The following is a 22,059-nucleotide window of genomic DNA, read 5'->3' on the forward strand; positions in this document are numbered from 1 at the left end:
GAAGATACTTTTAATATCACAAGCGCTCTATCTCACGTTGCATTAATACAATGTCTTAAATTGTTTAACTAAAGAGGTTATCTCTTTGATTAAACTCAAGAAAAAAGGATAAAGAATGAATACCGCATTAATAGCTTTTTTTGCGTATATCGTCGATAAATTTGTTGGTGAATTTACAGTTATAACGCATCCAGTCATTTTTATTGGGCGTTATATAAGTTGGTTTGAAAAAAAATTTTATAAAAATACTTTTCAACGAGGCTTAGTGCTTGCTGTGAGTACATTAGGACTTACATACGTAGCTATTTGGCTGTTAGAAACTCTTTTATCTTCTCTTCCACATGGTATTTCAATATTTATTTCAATCGTGATTGCTTCGATGTTTTTGGCGCATCATATGCTCTATCATTCTGTTTTGGACGTCATCAATTCTTCTGTTCCAAAAGAAAAAATAAAGTATTTAGTCAGTCGTGACACTGAAGATATGGATGACCACGAAATCTACAAGGCATGTATAGAAACGTATACTGAAAATATTAATGATGGGGTTATAGCACCTTTATTTTATCTTCTTCTTTTTGGACTAAAGGGGCTTATTATTTTTAAAGCGATTAGCACATTAGACTCCATGGTGGGTTATAAAAATGAACGTTACTCTCATTTTGGAACTGCAGGAGCAAGGTTGGATGATATTGTAGGATGGATTCCTGCTCGTATTAGTGCATTACTTATTTATTTAGCTGCTAAAGGATCGTACAGCTTTAATACGTTAAAAAAGTATGCTTCAGGGCATGAAAGTCCTAATTCAGGCTGGCCCATTGCAGCAGCTGGATTGGCATTTCATTTAAAACTTGGTGGTCCTACACGCTATTTTGGTGCAATCAAAAATAAGCCTTATCTTGGGGATGGTTCCCTTCCCTTAACACAGCAAGACGTATGTAATGTACTCACGCTGCATTCAAAGATTGACTATATTGTATTGGGAAGTATGGCAGCAATGATTACATTTCTATGGTTGATACAATGAATGCACGTAACACTCAATTTACGAAAGCGTTTCATGCGTTAAAACAGAATGCGGGAAGTCATAGTCCAAGTATGGAAGACTTGAAAAAAATGTTCCCAACATTGGAAATCAAGATCGATGCATGCTATTTGTCAAATCCTTATGCTTCTGAGCTAGTACTTGATTATATTGACCGTGAATTAATTCAAACCAATGCCTATAAAAAGGTACTGACACACTACCCATCACAGCAACGTTCTTTGCAAAAAGTTATGGCGGAGTCTTTACATGTAAAGCCTGAAAATATATTTATCGGGAATGGTGCCACTGAAATTATTCAGATGCTTCTACAACAAGAAGAGGTTCAAAAAGTTGCCTTAATGATTCCTACTTTTTCATCGTATTATGAGTTTGTGGGCAAAGGGTGTGAAGTTGTTTATTTTCCATTGAATGAACGTGATGATTATAGCTTTGATGCGGATAAATACTGCCAATTTATTGAAAATGAACAACCCGATACCGTTGTGTTGATTAATCCAAATAATCCAAATGGTGCCTATCTTTCTTTAGAAAAGATGCACATTTTATTGAAACGCTTAGCCTTTGTGCCGCGCATTATTATTGATGAAAGTTTTATTCATTTTGCCTATGAAGACGAGGCATTGACATGTCTTAGCTCAACTGTTTTATTTGATATGTATCCTAATGTCATCATTGTTAAAAGTCTCTCTAAAGATTTTGGCATAGCAGGGGTTCGCCTTGGGTATGCCTTGATGGATTCACGTAAGATTGATGCACTTTTAGAGCATGGATTTTTATGGAATATCAATGGTATTGGTGAGTATTGTCTTCGACTTTTTGTAAGGGAAGATTTTTTAAAGCGCTATGAAGAAGCTAGAAAGCAGTATATCAAAGAGATGTGCAGATTTAAAGAAGCGCTTTTAGGGATAGAAAATGTGTATGTCTATCCTTCGATGGCTAACTTTGTGATGCTCAAACTTCCGTCTAGAATAAAAGCAAGTTTTGTGATTAGTGCACTCCTTGTTGAGTATGGAATTTATGTTCGCACCATGGCAGATAAAATTGGTGTTGAGGGCGAATGTATTCGTATTGCAGGAAGAACGCGTGAAGAGAATAACTGCATCGTTATGGCGCTCAAAAGCATACTAAAGGATAGTAAGTGATTACATTTATCACCGGTGGTGGACGTAGCGGGAAAAGTCTGTTTGCAGAAGATAGGGCTAAACGCTATAAAAATAAATGCTACGTAGCAACCGCCATTGCTTTTGATGACGAAATGAAATACCGCGTTAAAAAACATTTAGAGCAGCGTGGAAGTGATTGGGTTACTATTGAACAATACGAAGGTATCGCAAAAGCTTTACATGTAAAGGCAAAAGATGCACAGGTTGTCTTGGTAGATTGTTTAACAAATTTGGTCAGCAATATGATGATTATGAACCGCGATGTGGATTGGGAAACGCTCAGTGATGAAGCAGTTTATGAAATTGAACAAGAGATATTAGAAGAAGTGAATGCATTGGTGCTGTTTGGGCATGAGTTTGCTGGTGAAATGATTATCGTGTCCAATGAAGTAGGTATGGGACTCATTCCTGAATATCCCTTAGGACGTCGCTTTAGAGATATTGCAGGACGAATGAATCAGCACGTAGCACGTGCAAGTGATGAAGCATACTTGGTAGTCGCAGGATTACCGATGAAATTAAAATAGAGACACTAATGAAACATAAAAATTTAATGGTTTACGGTACAGGTTCGGATGTTGGTAAGAGCGTTATTGTGGCAGGATTATGCCGTATTCTTAAGCAAGATGGTGTGCGAGTTTGCCCTTTTAAATCTCAAAATATGGCCTTAAATTCTTATATCACCAAAGATGGAAAAGAGATGGGACGTGCCCAAGTGGTGCAAGCAGAAGCCGCAGGGCTGGAGCCTGATGTGATGATGAATCCTATATTGCTGAAACCTTCAACAGACCGCAAGGCACAAGTCATCTTGCATGGAAAAGCTTTACGCAATATGGATGCTCGAGAGTATTTCACCAATCGTGGTGCTATGAAAATAGAGGTTATGAAGGCTTATAACAAGATACGCGAAAACTATGATGTATCTATTATCGAAGGAGCTGGAAGTCCTGCTGAGATTAATTTGAAAGTAGATGACTTGGTCAATACCGGTATGGCAGAAATGGCTGATGCGCCAGCTGTTTTGGTTGCAGACATTGATAAAGGAGGCGTTTTTGCCTCAATATATGGAACGATAAAACTTTTGGAAAAACATGAAAGTGCTCGTATCAAAGGGGTTATTATCAATAAGTTTCGTGGTGATGTAACCTTACTTGAACCAGGGCTTCGTATGATTGAAGAAAAAATCAATATTCCTGTTCTTGGCGTTATCCCTTATATACAACTGGGTATTGAAGAAGAAGATGGTTTTGGTGATAGGCATTTAGAAAAAAAAGCACGTGGGGCAATTGATATCGCCGTTATTGTACCTAAGCGCATTTCAAATTTTACCGACATGGATGCCCTTTTGAGACACAGTGATGTAACCGTGCGTTATGTTCGAAAAGTACATGAGATTGAAAATCCAGATGTTATTATCTTGCCAGGGTCAAAAAACACTATCGAGGATATGCTGGATCTTCAACAAAGAGGCATGGCCGAAGCGGTGATTAAACATGCAAAAAATGGGGTGATTATCTTTGGTATTTGTGGTGGATTTCAGATGTTAGGTCAAAAAATTCAAGATGAATTTGGAATTGAATCTTCCATTCAAGAAATAACCGGACTGGGTCTTTTAGATATCGAAACAACGATGTTAAAAGAAAAGACAACGACGCAATTTGAAGGCTTACTCAGTTGTAATACAGGTTTTCTTCAAGGAATGACTAAATGCCGTATCAAAGGATATGAAATCCATCAAGGCATCACGTATGGCAATGAAGCCAATTTATTTGAAGGTACTGAGGCATTACTCGGGGCAATACGGGACAATGTTATAGGAACCTATATCCATGGGGTGTTTGATAATTCTGACTTTACCACTGAATTTTTAAATCGTATTCGTGAGAAAAAAGGCATTACAAAAGTCGATGAAGTCTTTGACTATGACGCTTATAAACAAGGTGAGTACGACAAGTTGGCTTTATTGTTACGTGAAAATCTAGATATGAGAGCTATTTACAACATTATAGGAGTTGAATGATGCATCTATTAGAAGAGACTTTACTTGCTATAACCGGAGTAAATGAAGAAAACCAAAAAAACCAAAAAGAATATATTGCGACATTATTGAAGACGCCTGATGGGCTTGGTAAATTAGAAAAGATGAATATTCAACTGAGTGGAATAGAAAAAGAGTACCGCGTTAAGAAAAAAGCAGTCGTCGTGATGGCTGCAGATAATGGTGTTGAAGAAGAGGGCGTGAGTGCTTCTAAGCGTGTGATAACACAATATGTCGTTGAAGCGATGGTTGCGGGGGAAGCGTCTATTAGTTCACTGTGCAAATCATTGGGCAGTGAACTTTTTGTGATTGATCTTGGCATTGATTCGACACGTGTTTTCAAAGGGGCAATTACGCATAAAATTATGCCTACAGGGACATATAACATTCGAAAAGGCCCAGCAATGAGCCGTGAACAGGCCATTGAAGCTATTGAAGTTGGTATTGATATCGTTCGTGAACTCGTAGAAAAAGATTACAACCTTTTTGCTGTGGGTGAAATGGGTATTGGCAATACAACAACTAGTAGTGCCTGCTTAAAAGCCTTAACGAATCTTCCGTTAGTTGAACTTGTGGGATATGGCAGTGGTATTGATGAGCGAACATTAGGATTGAAAATAGCCGTTGTAGAGGATGCCGTTCGTATCAATAAGCCTGATGTGAATGACCCTATCGACATCATCCAAAAATTGGGTGGTCTTGATATCGCCGCCATGACGGGGGTCTATTTGGGTGCGGCTAGGTATAAAGTACCTATTGTTTTAGATGGCCTTATCTCAGGCGTTTCTGCCTTGCTTGCATACCGCATGAACGCGCATGCAAGAGATTACATGATTCCTTCTCACATCAGTGAAGAGCCTGGTGCAAAGTGGATAATGGAAGCACTTTGCTTTAATCCGATGCTTCATATGAACATGAAACTTGGTGAAGGTAGTGGTGCGGTACTCGTGTTTCCTTTGGTTGAAGCGGCTAGTAATCTAACACGCGATATTCGTGTCTACCCAGAGGTATAAGATGAGCTATAAATTTGTACAAAATAAAGCGTGTGAGTATTTTCCTTGTCATAAGATAGAAGAGGACACTACCTTTAATTGTCTTTTTTGCTATTGCCCTTTGTATGCTTTGGGTGAGCAGTGTGGCGGAAAATTTACCTATACAAAAAATGGAATCAAAAGTTGTGTGGAATGTGATGTTGTTCATCATAAAGATACGGGCTATGAATACGTCCAAGCGAAAATGCATTACATCATAAAACTGGCAGTACAGAAATGAACGGGATACTGTTATTAATTCAATTTATGACACGCCTTCCTGTATTTAGTAAAACAACCTATGACCCTATTGCGATTGGGCGTGCTATAAAGTTTTTTCCCTTCGTTGGTTTGCTTATCGGTTTAATTTTATGTGCGGTGTTTATGGTCATCAATCCTTTGATTGACAATAAATTAATTGTTGCCTTAATCATTGTTGTAGTTGAGATTTTACTCACGGGAGGGCTTCATCTTGATGGTTTATCGGACAGTTTTGATGGCTTGTTTAGTTACAGAGATAAAGAGCGCATCTTAGAGATTATGAAAGACTCTTGTATCGGGGTCAATGGGGCGTTAGCGCTTATTGTCTATGTGGTTGCCAAAATTTTATTTCTGAGTGAACTTGGCTGGGAATATATCGTTTTTATACCTGTCGTGGCACGTTTAAATACTGTTCTTCATGCAGGCTTAGGAAGGTATGCAAGAGAAGAAGGCATGGGAAAAAGTATTGTGGATGAAACGAGTATCCAAGGCGTATTTTTTGCCATTTTGAGTGTCTTAGTCATAGGCTTTATCCTCCTAGGTTTAGATGCGCTTTGGCTTGTTGTGGGTGCTTTGAGTTTTGGTTTTATGAGCCTTTATTATATTCAAAAGCGCATTGATGGCATCACAGGTGACACGATGGGAGCAGTATTAGAATTAACATCTTTAGTTGTGTTATTTATAGGAGTACTTTTATGAAAACAGAAATTTACCTTCTTCGCCATGGAGAGACAGGATTAAATAGGCAAAAAGTTTATTTTGGCCATTTAGATGCTGCTATGAATGAGTTAGGCAAAGAATGTATTGCGCATGTGGCAAATAACTTTTTTGGGCCATTAGATGTGATTATTTCTAGTGATTTGGAGCGTTGTGCCGAGTCAGCAAGAATATTTAGTCGCTCAAAAAAGATTAAGGTCACCTATGATCAGCGTTTACGTGAATTGGACTTTGGTGTCTTTGAAGGACGAACCTATGCGTCATTAATGGAAGAGTTTCCCAAAGAAGCTGAGCAGTTTTTTAGTGGCGATTATGATTTTGTGATACCCAAAGGTGAAAGTGTCAAAATGCTTTTTGAACGCACATATGAAGCGTTTGAAGAAATCATAGCAAACCATGCTGGTAAGCATATTCTTATCTCAACACATGGTGGCGCGATAAGGGCAATTCTTTCTCGCTACCTTGCAGGCAATAAAAAAGCTTACTGGAAGTTTGCCGTTGAACATGCTTCTTTGACAAAGCTCGTCCATGAAGATGGCTTTGTGTACCTGGAATACCTAGGAAGAGGAGAGAAAATTCAACAATTAGCCGTGAGTACAAAGATGAAAAAAGGAGCATGAAATGAAAAAAACTATAATGCTGATCTCTATGATGATGATAGTGTTTATATTTAATGGGTTTACGCTGTTTCAAAACAAAGACAAAAAAGCGATTCTTTTTGTTAATTTTGGAACGACATATAATGATACAAGAGTCGCTACAATTGATACGTTGCAGAAAAAAATAGCAGATACCTATAAAGACTATGATGTTAGATTGGCGTATACATCAAGACAAATCATTCGAAAACTCAGTGAGCGTGATGGTATTCGAATCGATACGCCCGAAGAGGCTCTTAAAAAGTTAAAAGCTGATGGATACGGTACGGTTATCGTTCAAGCAACGCATATCATTAATGGTGAGGAAGCGGATTATCTTAAACGCGAAGTTGCCTCCCTAAAAGATGATTTCTATGTCATTAAATTAGGTCATCCACTTTTGACGCATATTAAAGATTATGAGTTGACAATGAAGGCGCTTCAGTTGCAATATTCTGAATTAAAGGCAGATGAGGCTGTTGTGCTTATTGGACATGGTACACATCATCCTTCTACCTCTGCGTATGCCATGATTGATTATTTCTTCCAAGACGCATCTCAAAATGTCTATTTTGGAACCGTGGAAGGGTTTCCCTCTTATGACAATGTTCTCACAAGACTTAAGAAAAATGGTATTAGAACAGTAACTTTGATGCCGTTTCTATTTGTAGCAGGCGATCATGCAAACAATGATATTGCCGGTGACGAAGAAGATTCTTGGAAAAGTATGCTTTTAAAAGAGGGTTTTAACGTCAATGTTTATCTTCATGGCTTAGGTGAAAACGAAGCGATTCAACAGATTTTTATTGAGCATATTGAACATGCAATTACGAATAAAGAAATAGATATGAAACGAAAGAAAGCAGGTTATGCACTTGGCAAGTAAAACACATTTTCTATCATCCGACACCAAATTTTTAGTTTGGACGCTTGGTGGAATTTTATTAACGCTTAGTGGCGTGATTGCATTTGCCGGAATGGGATATATCGATATCCCCTTCTTTGATGTCTGTAAAATCATGATAGGCAGTAAAGAAAATGTAATAGGTTCTACGGAGTGGTTTGTCGTGCATGATATACGATTGCCACGTATTTTAACAGCGATTTTAACCGGCGTTGCATTAAGTTTAAGTGGGCTTGTCTTTCAAGGGGTTCTCCTTAACCCTTTGGCAGACCCTTATACTTTAGGTATCTCCTCAGGTGCATCATTTGGTGCCGCATTAGCGTTGTTATTAGGATTGAGTGGCGTGATGATTCAAGGAAGTGCTTTTTTCTTTGCGATAATCAGCCTTGGAATTGTGTTGCGTTTGGCAACGTTTGAAGGGCGCATCATTCCTGTATCGTTGATTCTATCCGGTGTTATCATTGGAGCTTTTTTCTCCGCAGGGCTTAGTTTTTCAAAATACCTAGCAGGGGATGAAATAGCGTCTATTTTCTTTTGGTTATTAGGTAGTTTTCAAGGTAAAACATGGATGGAAGTGATGATTCTTTTGGCTGTTGTTTCCTTTGGCTCTATGGTGATTTACTTTTATGCCGAGGAAATCAATATTTTGTCATTGGGAGAGAAAAATGCTAGCTCAATGGGCGTAGATACACACCGTGTACGTCTTATTTTACTCGTTGTTGCCTCATTGATGTCCTCAGTGACCGTATCTATTTGTGGGATTATCGGTTTTGTGGGATTGATAATCCCTCATATGATGCGATTTTTAGTGGGAACGGACAACAAAAAACTCATCATTGTTTGTTCTTTGTGGGGCGGAATTCTTCTCTCAATGGCTGATAATGTTTCTCGTGCGTTACTTCCACATGAAGTCCCTATTGGGATACTCACAGCGCTTTTAGGTGCACCATTCTTTGCCATAGTTTTTAGAAATAAGATGCGAGGGAAAAAGAGATGAGTGCTTTACATGTAAAGAATCTTGGCTATAAAAGTGGGTCTACTTCTATCTTAGAAAACATCAACTTGAGCCTTGAGGTGGGAAAATTCTATGGAATTTTGGGGCCTAATGGCAGTGGTAAAACAACACTATTGGATTGTTTGGCTGGTTTAGTACCAAAATCACATGGTGAGATTGAAATATTTAATGTGCCTTGTCATACCTATTCTCGTAAAGAGTTCGCCCAACAAATAGCACTTGTTCCTCAAAATTTTGATATTTCCTTTCCCTATAAGGTTCAGGAAATCTTAGAAATGGGACGTTATCCCTTTAAAAAAAGAATGCATGGGCTTTCAGCAAAAGAGTATGCCTTAATTGATCAGATTAAGGATGTTTTTGAATTGAACTTTTTGGTAGATAAAGAGGTTACAAACCTCAGTGGTGGAGAAAAGCAACGCGTGGCTTTCGCTAAAGCATTAATTCAAGATACGCCTATTTTATTTCTGGATGAATCAACATCAAACATGGATCCTTATTTTGCACATTTTGTTTTAAAAGAGGTGCAAAAACGAACGAAGAATGAACAAAAAACAGTTCTTGCGGTCTTTCACGATATGAATCTTGCCTCACGTTATTGTGACGAGATCATCATGCTTAAAGATGGAGGACTTTTAGAAATGGGTACTACAAAAAAAGTATTAACACCGATCAATATCAAAAGACTTTTTGGTATCGAAAGTATTGCCGTTCATGATAACGACAAGAGCTATATTATTCCAGTTTAAGGAGCGAAAATGAAAATATTATGGTTAGTGGCTTTGCTGATATCAAGCCATCTTTATGCGCTAGAAATTGAAGATCAGAATGGAAACAAAATTATTTTTGACAAACCTTTTAAACGTGTTATCTCTTTATATCCTGCACATACAGATCTTATCGATGATTTAGGAGCAGGAGCATTATTAATAGGTGTTTCTATTGATTTAGATAATCCTGATAAATTCAAAGATATACCTACGTACTCCTATTATGATAATGCAGAAAAGTTCATTAGTGCAAAGCCTGATCTTATCTTGATTCGACCAATGATTGCCAATAAATTCAAAGGTATGATAGACCTTTTAAAATCACGAGGAATTGAAGTTGTTTCACTCCAACCTTCAACCTACCAAGAGTTACCAACGTATTGGAATAAGATTGGAAAATTAGTAGGAAAAGAAGAAGCTTCCACTCGATATGTAGAATCTTTTGAGAATGAAGTTGCAAAGATTAAAGCTAAGGTAGCTTCCATTCCTAGTGAAAATAAAAAAGGACTTTTCTTTGAAACGCGTCATAAAGATTTTTTGACAACCAGTCCTGGAAGTATGCCTTATACAATCATTGAGATTTTAGGTGTAAAAAATATTGCGAAAGATGCTAAATCAATCAGAAATGGTTCCACTGTTGCGCCCTATGAGATTGAAAAAATTCTTTCTCATGCGCAGGATATTGATGTTTATATCGCACAGAATGGAGCGATGAACCGTGTTAGTGAAGAAGATATTTATAATACACCTGGTTTTAAAGCAATTAATGCCATCAAAAATAAACACGTCTATTTAATTCCTGAAGAGATCGTTTCAAGGCCCACAAAAAAATTGCTTGACGGAATGTGGGCACTCGGTCAGATTATCTATCCCAATTATTTTAAAGAAAGGATTTAACCATGTCGTATGAAAGACGGCCAATGAGTATTGAACAAAAGAGTTTTGAGATTATTACCCAAGAGATGGGAAGTGCTATTGATGCCTTTGATGCTACGTTGCAACCTGTTGTTAAACGTGTCATTCATACCACGGCTGATTTTGAGTATACCGATCTTTTAGATTTTTCTGATGATGCAGTCCAGAGTACGTTTGATGCCCTCAAAAGTGGATGTAAAATCTATTGTGATACCAATATGATTGTTAATGGCCTCAGTAAAGTTGCCTTAGGGAAATTTTCTTGCAAACCGTACTGCCTTGTGAGTGATGAAGATGTCAGTAAAGAAGCTAAAGAACGTGGTGTTACAAGATCAATTGTAGGCATGGAACATGCGGCAAAAGATCCAGAAACTAAAATATTTTTAATCGGCAATGCCCCAACAGCACTTTATACTCTATTGGAGATGATTAAATCAGGTGATTGTGCAAAACCTTCCCTTATCGTCGCTGTACCTGTTGGATTTGTGGGAGCGGCTGAATCTAAAGAAGAAGTTCTAAAATATGATGTTCCTTATATTCGAGTAAGAGGTAGAAAAGGTGGAAGTACGGTTGCCGTTGCTATTTTACACGGTCTTATCTACCAAATTTTTCAAAGAGAAGGCATCTAAAAAATGCAAAAGTATGTGATTCATGAGGGAAAGAAGCTTCGATACGGTTTTACGACTGGCTCATCCGCTGCAGCTGCTACAAAAGCGGCATGTATGTTATTAATGAATGCGCCTTTAAAAAAAACCGTTGCAATCACTTTACCAACAAATGAAATATTACACATACCTATTTATACGGCAAAGAAAGAAAAAGAGTTGGCAATTGTTACTGTTATTAAAGATGGTGGTGATGATGCAGATGTGACGAGTGGACTAGAAATAGGAGCACGCGTCTCTTTTTCTGAGGAGAGAGGCATTCATATCAAAGGAGGCGAGGGTGTTGGTGTGGCAACTAAAAAAGGCTTACCTATTGGTGTAGGCGAACCCGCTATCAATCCAGTCCCTCAAGTGATGATTAAACAAAGCGTGATTGAGGTGATAGATATTTTAAAGCAAGGGATTGAAGTAGAAATTTTTGTTCCAAAAGGTGAAGAGATTGCCAAGCGAACGCTTAATTATAAATTAGGAATTCACGGGGGTATTTCCATATTGGGATCAACTGGTATCGTTAAACCTATGTCTGAAGAAGCATATAAAGACTCTTTGTCTATTGAGTTAAAAGCAATGTACCAACAGCAAGATACCGATACCTTTGTCTTTACCTTTGGTAATTATGGACGCAAATTTGCCACAAACAATCTTGGATTAGTGGATGAAAATATCATCATTATCAGTAATTTTGTAGGATTTATGTTGGAGAAGGCCTGTGAGTTTGGTATCAAAAAAATACTGTTTGTTGGCAATATCGGAAAGATTGTCAAAGTAGCTGGAGGTATATTTCATACCCATAGTCGCGTATCGGATGCAAGGCTTGAAATTATGGCGGCAAATGCAATAAAAGCAGGAGAAAAACTTGATGTTATTCAAAAAATACTCAAAGCCAATACCACAGATGAAGCAGTGGAAATGTTAAACAGAAAAGATACGTTTGACATAATGGCACAAGAAATACGAGAAAAGTGCGAAACTCATGTGAGACGTAGTGGATATGAGTTAGAGGTGGCTGCATTGATTTATTCAAGTGAACAGGGAGAATTAGCGCGAACGGATAATTTTTATGTTGGAAATCATACCAATGCTTAAGATTCATATACTTGGAATGGGTCCTGGAAGTATAGATTTTATTGCACCTTATGTGCTGACATGTATAAAGGACGCAGACATACTTATTGGTGGAAAAAGACATTTTCAAGAGATAGAAGTGGAAGCATCAGGAAAAGTCTGTCAATACATAAGTAGTGATTTATTAGGACTTGTGGATTACATCAAAACAAACAGAAATAAAAAAATTGCGGTATTGGTCTCTGGTGACCCAGGATTTTATAGTTTTTTAGTGTATTTAAAAAAGCATTTTAGCAATGAGGAGTTAGTGGTAATACCAGGACTTTCTTCTATGCAGTATATGTTTTGCAAGATTGGGTTACCTTGGCAAGACGCTGTGATTAAAAGTCTTCATGGTAAAACGTTTGATTTTATTGAAGCTTTAAATGATTCTGGACTTGTAGGGGTGCTAACGGATAGTGCTTTTACACCTCAATTGATCGCAAAAGAGTTAGTAACTCACGGACTAGGAAACGTATTAGTATATGTAGGAGAAGAACTTTCTTATGCGGAAGAAAAAATAACAACGATGATAGCAACGCAAATGGCTAATAATGAACGAAATTTTGGCATGAATGTTGTGGTTATTGAAAGGACTGAAAATGTTTCATATAAAAGATAGTGAATTTATTAGGGGCAATGTGCCTATGACAAAAGATGAAGCACGTGTTGTTTGTATATCAAAACTTGAACTTGATAGCAATAGTGTCTTGATTGATGTGGGTGCAGGAACAGGTAGTGTCGGTATAGAGGCTAGTAGGTATTTAAGCTCTGGTAAAGTCATTGGTATAGAAGTTAATGAAGAAGCCAATGCTTTGATAGAAGCAAATCTAAAAAAATTTGACATAACGAATTACGAGTTATACAAAGGTTATGCTCCACAAGAACTACCAACTATTGCCTTCGATGCCATGTTTATTGGTGGCTCTAAAGGGAAACTTGGTGATATATTTCAGTATTTTGATGATCATGCCAAAGTAGGCGCTAGGTTGGTTATTAATGCCATTGTCCTTGAAACTTTTACTAAAACACTTAGTTTGATGAAAGAGTATGGCTTTCATGACATTGAGGTTGTTTCATTAAATATCTCAAAAAATAGATTACTTGGTCAATATAACATGATGATGGCTGAGAATCCTATATTTATTTTAAGTGCGAAAAAAGGAGAAAAAAATGTCTAAATTAATAGGAATTGGTGTAGGAGTTGGCGATCCTGAAATGTTAACCATCAAAGCAGTGAATGCTTTAAGAGAAGCAGATGCGGTCATCTTACCAAGGGCTAATACGAAAACGTATAGTACGGCTTTTGAAATTGCAAAGCAGTATATGAAAGATGATATTGAAAAAATCTATGCAGATTTTACAACGGTTGATGATGATAAGCTTAGAGAAGAAGATAGATTACTGTATGCCAAGGTAGTCAATGATTGTATTAAAGCTGGAAAAACAGTAGCGTTTATCACCATTGGTGATCCTATGACGTTTAGTACTTTTGTTTATGTCATGGAACTTTTAGAAAAAGATGTAGAAGTCCAAACTATACCAGGGATAACATCATTTGCTTCCATTGCTGCACGTCTGAATACTCCACTTGTTATGGGTGATGAAACACTCAAAATAGTACCTATTTCAAAAGATACAGATATTGTAAAAGAGATTAATAGCTCTGATAACGTTGTTTTTATGAAAGTTACACGTAACCTTGAACGACTCAAAGATGCTTTTAAAAAAACAGGCAACATGGATAATGTCGTACTTGTTTCTAATTGTGGAAAAGCGGATGAAAAAGTAATTTATGATCTTGAAAATATAACGCGTGAGGATATCTCTTACTTCTCAACCATTCTCCTTAAAAAAGGAGGGCTGAGTTATGTCTAAAGTTTATTTTATAGGAGCAGGGCCGGGTGATCCTGAACTTATTACTATCAAAGGTCAGCGCCTTGTAAGGGAAGCAGATATCATCATATATGCGGGCTCGCTTGTTCCTATAGAAGTTATTGCATGTCATAAGGAGGGAGCAGAAATTTATAACAGTGCCAGTATGGATTTGGATGAAGTGATGGATATTACTATTGCAGGTGTTAAAGAAGGAAAAAGTGTTGCAAGAGTTCATACAGGAGATCCTTCTATCTATGGGGCTCATCGTGAACAAATGGACATTTTGGAGAGTCATGGTATAGATTTTGATGTCATACCAGGTGTTAGCTCATTTTTAGCATCAGCAGCAGCCCTTAAAAAAGAGTTCACGCTTCCAGATGTATCGCAAACGGTTATTTGCACACGATTAGAAGGTCGCACTCCCGTTCCAGAAGCAGAATCCTTAGATAAATTAGCCTCTCATCAAGCTTCTATGGCTATCTTTTTATCCGTTCAAATGATTGATAAAGTAGTGGAAAAACTTGTGCTTCATTACCCGCCTAATACTCCAGTAGCAATTATTCAGCGTGCTAGTTGGCCGGATCAAAAAATTGTTGAGGGAACGCTTGAGACTATTGAAGAAAAAGTCAAAGAAGCCAATATCACTAAAACAGCGCAAATTCTTGTGGGATGGTTTATGGGAAATGAGTACTCTAAATCTAGGCTATATGACAAGTATTTTACCCATGAATACCGAGAAGGTATGGCACGCTCATGAAAAAAGAACTTGCCATTATTAGCGTAAGTAAGCAAGGATTAGAGAAAGCAAATTCTTTACATGTAAAGAACGCAGACATTTATGCCTTGCCAAAATACAGTGATGGCAAGTGCATAGAGATGATAGAGGGTTTTACACTTACAGTAGAGCGAATTTTTTCTCAATACAAAACGCTTTTGTTTATCATGGCTAGCGGGATTGTGGTTCGTACCATTGCGCCACTTCTTAAAGGTAAAGATATAGACCCCGCTATTTTGGTGATGGACGAACAAGGTATCTTTGTAAACTCTTTGCTTAGTGGCCATTTAGGTGGAGCAAACGAGATGGCAGAAATCATTGCCAAAGCATGTGATGCAATTCCTGTGATATCAACAGCCTCTGATGTCAGTCATAAAATAGCCGTTGATACGATTGCTATGAAATTAAATGCAAAAATAGATTCTTTGAAAAAAGCAAAGAATGTGACTGCTTTGATACTTAATGGGCAGAGAGTAGCGCTATGTTTACCTGAGAATATAGTCGTTGAGAATAAAAATATATCAGGGGTTATTGTGGTGTCAAATAAGTTACATGTAGAGATGAGTCAAATTATTCCACAAAATATCATAGTGGGTATTGGGTGCAAAAAAGATATCCCAAAAGAGGCGATTATTGAAGCTGTCAAAAAAGAGTTTAAAAAATTAAACCTTAGAGAAGATTCGATTAAACATTTTGCGACAGGATGGGTAAAAGCAGAAGAAAAAGGTCTGCTTGAAGCCGTTAACTATTTTGAGCGAGAGCTAAAAATAATAGAAAAAGAAGAAATAAGAGCAGTACAAGATAAATTTTGTGGATCAGATTTTGTAGAAAAAACCATTGGTGTACGCTCCATCTCAGCACCTAGTGCCTATGTAAGTTCTAGTAAAAAAGGAGTGTTTTTGTTAGAAAAAAATAAAAATTGCGGAATTACCATTTCGATTTATGAAGAGGAAGTTGGAAATGAAAAATAATATTTATGTTGTAGGTATCGGGCCAGGCTCATTGGAACATTTGAGTTTTAGAGCATATCATGTTTTAAAAGAGGTAAATGTCATCATTGGGCATAAAACCTATGTCAATTTAGTAAAAGAGTATTTTCCTGAGAAAGTGTTCATTAAATCAGGAATGAAAAGAGAAGTGGAGCGTTGCCTCGAGACTTTGGAAATAGCCAAGAGTGGTAAAAGTGTCGCCCTTATCTCTAGTGGTGATGCCGGAGTTTACGGCATGGCGGGCATTATGCTAGAAATTGCTCTTGATAATGGCTTTAATGTAGAAATTATCCCAGGGATTACCTCTGCCAATGCCTCCGCTTCAGTCGTAGGTGCACCCATTATGCATGATCATGCGACGATTAGTTTGAGTGATTTATTGACGGATTGGGAGCTCATCAAAAAGCGTGTTGATTTGGCATCACAAGGAGATTTTGTGATCTCTTTTTACAATCCTAAAAGTAAAAGTCGTCTAACTCAAATTGCTGAAGCAAGAGAAATTATGCTGAAGCATAAAAATAAAGATACGGTTGTTGCCATTGTGCGAAACACGGGACGAGAGGGCGAAAATCACGTTCTTACATCATTGGAAAATATGTTAGAGCATGAAATTGACATGTTTACGACGGTAATCGTTGGAAACTCAAAGACGTTTATCAAAGAAAACAAAATGATCACTCCTCGTGGGTATCACTACTAAAACAGGAAAAAAGATGAAAACAGGAAAAGTATATATCGCAGGTGCAGGTTGTGGAGATTTTGAATTGATGACATTAAAACTCAAGATGTTGATTGAAGAAGCAGAGTGTATTATTTATGATCGTCTTGTTAATAAGGAAATTCTTGCGTTAGCACCCAAAAGTGCCGAACTTATTTATTATGGTAAAGATAATTGCGAAGGCGGCCTTATCCAAGAAAAAATTAATGCAACATTAATCGAAAAAGCCAAAGAGGGCAAGAATGTTTTACGCCTTAAAGGAGGACACCCTTTTGTCTTTGGACGAGGTGGGGAAGAGGCCTTGGACTTAGTAGATGCAGGCATAGAATTTGAAATTATTCCAGGTGTTACTTCTGCTATTTCAGTACCCGCTTATGCAGGCATTCCTATAAGCCATAGAGGTATCAATACATCATTTCATGTTTTTACAGGACATAGTAAAGATGATGGAGAAAAAATTGACTTTGAAACAGTATCCAAGCTGAGTGGCACTTTAGTTTTTTTAATGGGTATTAAAAATATAGAGATGATCACTTCAAATCTTGTAAATTTTGGAAAAATATCATCCACACCTGTTGCAGTAATTGAAAATGGATCGACATGTCATCAACGAACGGTTGTCGGAAACCTAGAAACTATTTCAAAGATTGTTGAAGAAAATCATATTCAGTCACCTTCTATCATTATTATAGGTGATGTAGTAAATTTACGCGAAAAACTTGCTTGGTTTGAGCATAAAGCATTGCACGGGCATAAGGTTCTGGTAACATCAGAAAAAACCCAAGCAAAAGTGACTTCACGGTTGGTCCGAAGTTTAGGTGGAGAGAGTGTAGAATGTCCTTTTTTTACATTAGATAAAAAATCGTTTACTATTCCAAGACTTATTAATTTTGATACTGTGCTCTTTACAAGCCCTCAAAGTTTACATGCTTTTTTTGAAAAAATAGAAGATATACGCCAGTTACTTCATTTGCGTATTGGTGTGGCCGGCGAAAAAACTAAAGAAGCATTAAACACGTATAAATTACAAGCCAATATTTATTCGAACAGCTATCGCACACAAGAGTTGCTTAATCTCTTAACTGAAAAAGAAGAGAAAGTACTTTTAGTCAGATCTACCTCAATTTCAGCAGAACTTGCTGTATATTCTCAATCTATTACTGAACTTGAGACCTATTATGTTGATAAAGTTTTGCGAAGTGATGAAGAAGTAATTGCTTATATCAATGATGTCGATATTATCGCTTTTCCTAATGCATGTACGGTTAAAACATTAATAGATAGTGTAGGGCGTGAAATATTAGCCACCAAATTAATTATTGCTTCAAATGAAAATACAGCATTAAAAATCAAGTCTTATGGTTTACATGTAAACGCTTTTGGCAATGGTGAAATCACAGAAGAAACATTTAAAACATGCATGGAAACAGAGCATTGTATCAAAGGGAAAAAAGATGGTGTGGTTAATCGGAGGAACAAAGGATTCACGCATTCTGCTCGAGCAGCTAGTTGAATATCACGACCAGTTTATCGTGAGCATTACTACGAGTTATGGAAAAAAACTTTTAGAAAATTATAACGTTAAAATTATTGATAAACGTCTCAGTAAAGAAGAAAAAAAAGTATTGATAGAAAATGAATGTATAACTTTAATTCTTGATACGAGCCATCCTTATGCGGAAGGAATTTCGCATAGTGCTATGGAAATAGCAAAAGAGTGTGGTGTTGAGTATTTACGCTTTGAGCGCAAAAATCTTGAATATGAGGGTGCTAAACATTTTGAGGATATTACGTCATTGGTAGACTATATTAATCTTACATGTAAAGGTGAAAAAGTGCTGAGTACGTTAGGCATAAAAAACTTGGAAGACCTTCAAAAAATCAAGGATCAAGAAAACCTTTTTATTCGTCTTTTACCCGTCGTTATATCAATACAAAAAGCAGAAACTTTGGGTTTTTTAGCCAAAAATATTATCGCGATACAAGGACCTTTTAGTAAAGAGTTTAATACTGCAATAATTAAAAACTATGGGATACAATATCTTATAACAAAAGAGAGTGGTGATGAAGGAGGAGAGATGGAAAAAGTTTTAGCGTGCAAGGAAGAGGGAGTTCAACTTTTAGTACTAAAACGTCCTTTTATCAATTATCTAAAGACATGGGACTCTCTTCAAGAGATTGTTGACGAATTAAAGTGTAGATTGAGTTTATGATGCGCTATATTTGGAGCTATTATCAAAATCACTTATCATTGTTTTATACAACGGTGGCCAGTACTTTTCTTTTAGCTTTTTTGGATATTTTATTTCCTTATATTGTACAATTAATGATATCTGAGGATTTCATTGCTTCCAATGGAATGAAGATGACATTGATGTTTTTACTTTTGGGTGGGATTATTATTTTACGCTCACTTGCCGTATGGGTACGGAACTATTGGGGAAGCTTGCTTGGGATAAATGTTGAATTCGATATGCGCAATGATTTGTTTAAGCATATCAATACGCTTTCCTTTTCGTATTTTGATAACACCAAGACGGGTTCATTAATGTCTCGAGTGGTGAGTGATATCGCTGAAGTTTCCAAAGTTGTTACGGAGATTCCTAGAGATTTATTGCTTATTCCTATTACGTTAATTGGGGCCATTGGTGTGATGCTTAGCCTTAATTTAAAACTGGGAATGGTTGTACTGTTATTGATGCCTGTTTTGATTTTCTTTACATACTATAAAAACACCAAGTTACGACATGCGTATATGTCCTCAAAGCGTAAAATTGCACATCTAAACGCTCAGTTAACAGATAGCTTTGAAGGCATTCGTGTCGTTCAAGCGTTTAGCAACGAAGCCCATGAGATGCATAAGTTTAAGCAGAGCAATCAAGCCTATAAAGAGATGACAGCCAAAGCGTTTAAGGCATTGGCAGACTTGCGAAGTATCAGTAACTTTTTCTCGGGAGCCTTGCAAGTTATCATTATCGCTTATGGTATTTACCTTGTGCAGTACGAACACATGTCTATAGGTGTACTATTTGCCTTTGTCCTTTATATCGATCGTTTTATGCGCCCCATTCGAAATTTTATCTCATTGACAGAGGTTTATCAAAAAGGTTTAGTTGGCATGGATAGGTTTCAAGAGTTGATGCAAATAAAGAGCACTGTGCGAGATGATGCAAAAGAAGAGATGGAATCCGTTAAAGGGCATATCGCCTTTAATAATGTAAATTTTACATATGAAGAACAAGGGGAAGGTATTTTAAAAGATATCAATTTTACTATCACTCCTCAAGAGCATATTGCATTAGTGGGAGGTACGGGTAGTGGTAAAAGCACCTTGTGTGCGTTGATTATGCGTTTTTATGAGCCTCAAATTGGCTCCATAAAGATTGATGGTAAGGATATCAAAGAGGTGTCTGTTAAGTCATTAAGAAGGCAAATCGGCATTGTACAACAAGATGTTTTTTTATTTAATGGAACTATCAAAGAAAATATTTTATACGGACGTTTAGAAGCAAGCGAAGAAGAGGTCATAGCAGCCGCTAAAAAAGCAAATATTCATGAATTTGTGATGGGATTAGCAGAGGGGTATGAGAGTGTTGTTGGGGAGCGTGGGATAAAACTTTCAGGTGGTCAAAAACAGCAACTTTCTATTGCCCGTATCTTTTTAAAAGATCCGGCTATTTTGATTTTAGATGAAGCAACCTCTGCCCTTGATAATATCACAGAACATTATGTGCAAAAATCACTTGATGCCTTGGCTCAAAATAGAACGGTTATTACCATCGCTCATCGATTAAGTTCAGTGAAAAATGCATCAAAGATTTTGGTCATGAAGAATGGAAGGATTGCAGAAGAGGGGACACATAAAGAATTACTTTCTTTTAATGGGGTATATCAAACACTGCATGACTTACAGTTTCGGGAAGGAAAAGAGCGTTAATGAAAAAAGCAATTTGTATTGGTGCAACGAAATCTAATGATGGTAAAACACTTCTAACAACGGCACTCTTGCACCATTTCAAGAAAGATGTATCAGCGTTTAAATGTGGACCAGATTATATCGATCCACAGTTTCATGATGCCATTACAGGAGGCCATAGCGTCAATCTTGATGGTTATTTGATGAATGAAGAACAACTTCGATGGACATTTGAGCATTATCATCACAACTCTTTCGCAGTTATCGAAGGTGTCATGGGTTTTTACGATGGCATGGATAAGGGTGCTAGTGCGTACGATGTGGCAAAATCTTTACACGTTCCAAGTGTCATTGTCGTGGATGCCAGTGGAAGCTATATCACTATTGCCGCGGTCATCAAAGGATTGTTAACCTTTAGAGACGATCATACCATCAAAGGAGTGATTTTAAATAAAGTTAGTTCATCCATGCATTTTTCACTTTTAGAAAAAGTAATAGAAGAAGAATTGCCTCACATCGCCGTTCTTGGTTGGATAAAAAAAGACCTCATTACTTTAGAATCAACGCATCTAGGGCTTGATCTCGAACATTTGGATAGGGAGCTTTTAGCACTCGTTTCAAAAGAAGTTTTAGAACATATCGATTTGGAGCTTCTGATGAGTTTAGCTACGTTTGAGCCTTTACATGTAAAGATTTATCCATTTGAAAAAATACCAAAAATACCACAAAAATTAGCCATCGTTCATGATGCAAATTTCTCTTTTTTATACCATGATAATGTAAATTTTTTAAAAGAGGTCTTTGATGAGGTTGTGATGGTATCTGCTGTGAATGACGAAAAATGTGAAGCAGATGTTTTATATATCCCTGGAGGGTATGTCGAAACCAAAGAAGCGTATAAACGCATCGAAAATTCTCACACCTTTAAACACAGTGTGCTAGAGCATGCAAAAAACAAGCCAATTTATGGTGAGTGTGCAGGACTTATTTTTCTTGGAAAAAAGATTGATGAAAAACCAATGCTTGGGCTTTTAGATGTTGAGTTTAGTTTGCAAAAACGTTTTAAACGCATGGGGTATTATGATGCTGATTTTGATGGCATAAACACCAAAGGTCATGCTTTTCATTATAGTAGCCCCCATGATTTAGCAAACGGATATTTTCCTCTAGTTAAAAGAGATAACGGAGAGAATGGCGTATGGAAAAAAGATAAAGTATTTGGAACTTATTTACATACTTTTTTTAGAACGAATCCCCATTTGATCAAACAATATTTTAGTTAATATTTTTTAAAGTAAAGTGGCATTATGAATAATAAAGATGAAAAAATTTGTCCATTGTGTGGAGAACGTAATGCTTGTCAGGTTGGAACTTCAAATCAATGCTGGTGCCATACTATTAAAGTGCCACAGGATTTATTAGACAAAATACCGCAAGAGAAAAAAGGTAAAGCTTGTATTTGTTATTTGTGTATTAAAGAATATTTACAACATCAAAAAATAAAATAGTAGACTAGG

Annotated in this window: 25 protein-coding genes; all 25 read left to right on the forward strand. The window is 37.0% G+C overall.

The genetic code is table 11. From position 1 onward, the window contains the following. Positions 1-115: 115 nt before the first annotated feature. From cbiB to SHALO_RS07710, 25 genes are read left to right on the forward strand one after another with little or no spacing between them, the layout of a single operon-like run. Entirely contained in the window at positions 116-1,027 is a 912-nt protein-coding gene (gene cbiB / locus SHALO_RS07590) for an adenosylcobinamide-phosphate synthase CbiB (protein WP_025344677.1), read from the forward strand. After that, positions 1,012-2,190 (forward strand): norcobamide biosynthesis serine-O-phosphate decarboxylase, encoded by a 1,179-nt coding sequence (locus tag SHALO_RS07595; protein WP_025344678.1) that lies wholly within the window; start codon positions 1,012-1,014, stop codon positions 2,188-2,190. The genes cbiB and SHALO_RS07595 overlap by 16 nt, the downstream gene beginning before the upstream one ends. Beyond that, positions 2,187-2,738, forward strand: coding sequence for a bifunctional adenosylcobinamide kinase/adenosylcobinamide-phosphate guanylyltransferase (gene cobU / locus SHALO_RS07600; RefSeq protein ID WP_038533193.1), 552 nt, complete (start codon positions 2,187-2,189; stop codon positions 2,736-2,738). Before SHALO_RS07595 ends, cobU begins: the two co-directional genes overlap by 4 nt. An 8-nt stretch (positions 2,739-2,746) precedes the next feature. Then, positions 2,747-4,231 (forward strand): cobyric acid synthase, encoded by a 1,485-nt coding sequence (locus tag SHALO_RS07605; RefSeq protein WP_025344680.1) that lies wholly within the window; start codon positions 2,747-2,749, stop codon positions 4,229-4,231. Then, a complete protein-coding gene (cobT, locus tag SHALO_RS07610) occupies positions 4,228-5,262 on the forward strand; it encodes a nicotinate-nucleotide--dimethylbenzimidazole phosphoribosyltransferase (protein ID WP_167748976.1) in 1,035 nt (344 codons plus the stop codon). Before SHALO_RS07605 ends, cobT begins: the two co-directional genes overlap by 4 nt. Position 5,263: 1 nt before the next feature. Further along, entirely contained in the window at positions 5,264-5,521 is a 258-nt protein-coding gene (locus tag SHALO_RS07615; protein WP_025344682.1) for a cysteine-rich small domain-containing protein, read from the forward strand. Beyond that, entirely contained in the window at positions 5,518-6,240 is a 723-nt protein-coding gene (cobS, locus tag SHALO_RS07620; RefSeq protein ID WP_025344683.1) for an adenosylcobinamide-GDP ribazoletransferase, read from the forward strand. Before SHALO_RS07615 ends, cobS begins: the two co-directional genes overlap by 4 nt. Continuing rightward, positions 6,237-6,878, forward strand: a complete 642-nt coding sequence (locus SHALO_RS07625; RefSeq protein WP_025344684.1) for a histidine phosphatase family protein — start codon at positions 6,237-6,239, stop codon at positions 6,876-6,878. The genes cobS and SHALO_RS07625 overlap by 4 nt, the downstream gene beginning before the upstream one ends. Before the next feature lies 1 nt (position 6,879). Next, positions 6,880-7,782: a sirohydrochlorin cobaltochelatase gene (locus SHALO_RS07630; RefSeq protein WP_025344685.1), complete on the forward strand. Its 903-nt coding sequence runs from the start codon at positions 6,880-6,882 to the stop codon at positions 7,780-7,782. Next, positions 7,772-8,797: a FecCD family ABC transporter permease gene (locus SHALO_RS07635; RefSeq protein WP_202819543.1), complete on the forward strand. Its 1,026-nt coding sequence runs from the start codon at positions 7,772-7,774 to the stop codon at positions 8,795-8,797. Before SHALO_RS07630 ends, SHALO_RS07635 begins: the two co-directional genes overlap by 11 nt. Beyond that, positions 8,794-9,561 (forward strand): ABC transporter ATP-binding protein, encoded by a 768-nt coding sequence (locus tag SHALO_RS07640; protein WP_025344687.1) that lies wholly within the window; start codon positions 8,794-8,796, stop codon positions 9,559-9,561. The genes SHALO_RS07635 and SHALO_RS07640 overlap by 4 nt, the downstream gene beginning before the upstream one ends. Positions 9,562-9,570: 9 nt before the next feature. Next, on the forward strand, positions 9,571-10,479 hold the full coding sequence (locus SHALO_RS07645) for an ABC transporter substrate-binding protein (RefSeq protein ID WP_025344688.1): 909 nt from the start codon (positions 9,571-9,573) through the stop codon (positions 10,477-10,479). Between the two features lie 2 nt (positions 10,480-10,481). Further along, complete coding sequence (locus tag SHALO_RS07650) at positions 10,482-11,126, forward strand: precorrin-8X methylmutase (RefSeq protein ID WP_025344689.1); 645 nt, start codon at positions 10,482-10,484, stop codon at positions 11,124-11,126. Between the two features lie 3 nt (positions 11,127-11,129). Next, positions 11,130-12,248 carry a cobalt-precorrin-5B (C(1))-methyltransferase CbiD gene (gene cbiD / locus SHALO_RS07655; RefSeq protein ID WP_069478039.1) on the forward strand — a complete coding sequence of 373 codons (1,119 nt, stop codon included), beginning with the start codon at positions 11,130-11,132 and terminating at the stop codon, positions 12,246-12,248. Further along, on the forward strand, positions 12,223-12,888 hold the full coding sequence (gene cbiE, locus SHALO_RS07660) for a precorrin-6y C5,15-methyltransferase (decarboxylating) subunit CbiE (protein WP_202819544.1): 666 nt from the start codon (positions 12,223-12,225) through the stop codon (positions 12,886-12,888). Before cbiD ends, cbiE begins: the two co-directional genes overlap by 26 nt. Continuing rightward, on the forward strand, positions 12,869-13,447 hold the full coding sequence (cbiT, locus tag SHALO_RS07665) for a precorrin-6Y C5,15-methyltransferase (decarboxylating) subunit CbiT (RefSeq protein ID WP_025344692.1): 579 nt from the start codon (positions 12,869-12,871) through the stop codon (positions 13,445-13,447). The genes cbiE and cbiT overlap by 20 nt, the downstream gene beginning before the upstream one ends. Beyond that, positions 13,440-14,144 carry a precorrin-2 C(20)-methyltransferase gene (gene cobI, locus SHALO_RS07670; protein ID WP_025344693.1) on the forward strand — a complete coding sequence of 235 codons (705 nt, stop codon included), beginning with the start codon at positions 13,440-13,442 and terminating at the stop codon, positions 14,142-14,144. Before cbiT ends, cobI begins: the two co-directional genes overlap by 8 nt. Continuing rightward, positions 14,137-14,901 carry a precorrin-4 C(11)-methyltransferase gene (cobM, locus tag SHALO_RS07675; protein WP_025344694.1) on the forward strand — a complete coding sequence of 255 codons (765 nt, stop codon included), beginning with the start codon at positions 14,137-14,139 and terminating at the stop codon, positions 14,899-14,901. Before cobI ends, cobM begins: the two co-directional genes overlap by 8 nt. Beyond that, on the forward strand, positions 14,898-15,890 hold the full coding sequence (cbiG, locus tag SHALO_RS07680; RefSeq protein ID WP_025344695.1) for a cobalt-precorrin 5A hydrolase: 993 nt from the start codon (positions 14,898-14,900) through the stop codon (positions 15,888-15,890). Before cobM ends, cbiG begins: the two co-directional genes overlap by 4 nt. Further along, positions 15,880-16,608, forward strand: coding sequence for a precorrin-3B C(17)-methyltransferase (gene cobJ / locus SHALO_RS07685; RefSeq protein ID WP_025344696.1), 729 nt, complete (start codon positions 15,880-15,882; stop codon positions 16,606-16,608). The genes cbiG and cobJ overlap by 11 nt, the downstream gene beginning before the upstream one ends. Before the next feature lie 13 nt (positions 16,609-16,621). Beyond that, positions 16,622-18,139, forward strand: a complete 1,518-nt coding sequence (gene cobA, locus SHALO_RS15675) for a uroporphyrinogen-III C-methyltransferase (protein ID WP_025344697.1) — start codon at positions 16,622-16,624, stop codon at positions 18,137-18,139. After that, positions 18,081-18,839, forward strand: coding sequence for a precorrin-6A reductase (gene cobK, locus SHALO_RS07695; protein WP_025344698.1), 759 nt, complete (start codon positions 18,081-18,083; stop codon positions 18,837-18,839). The genes cobA and cobK overlap by 59 nt, the downstream gene beginning before the upstream one ends. Then, positions 18,836-20,563 (forward strand): ABC transporter ATP-binding protein, encoded by a 1,728-nt coding sequence (locus SHALO_RS07700; protein WP_025344699.1) that lies wholly within the window; start codon positions 18,836-18,838, stop codon positions 20,561-20,563. Before cobK ends, SHALO_RS07700 begins: the two co-directional genes overlap by 4 nt. Continuing rightward, positions 20,563-21,825 carry a cobyrinic acid a,c-diamide synthase CobB gene (locus SHALO_RS07705; protein ID WP_025344700.1) on the forward strand — a complete coding sequence of 421 codons (1,263 nt, stop codon included), beginning with the start codon at positions 20,563-20,565 and terminating at the stop codon, positions 21,823-21,825. Before SHALO_RS07700 ends, SHALO_RS07705 begins: the two co-directional genes overlap by 1 nt. Before the next feature lie 24 nt (positions 21,826-21,849). Then, the gene (locus tag SHALO_RS07710; protein ID WP_025344701.1) at positions 21,850-22,050 is read left to right on the forward strand and encodes a cysteine-rich CWC family protein; all 201 of its coding nucleotides are present in this window, start codon (positions 21,850-21,852) and stop codon (positions 22,048-22,050) included. Positions 22,051-22,059 lie beyond the last annotated feature (9 nt).

The organism is Sulfurospirillum halorespirans DSM 13726 (assembly GCF_001723605.1).
In the GTDB taxonomy this organism is placed as follows: Bacteria; Campylobacterota; Campylobacteria; order Campylobacterales; family Sulfurospirillaceae; genus Sulfurospirillum; species Sulfurospirillum halorespirans.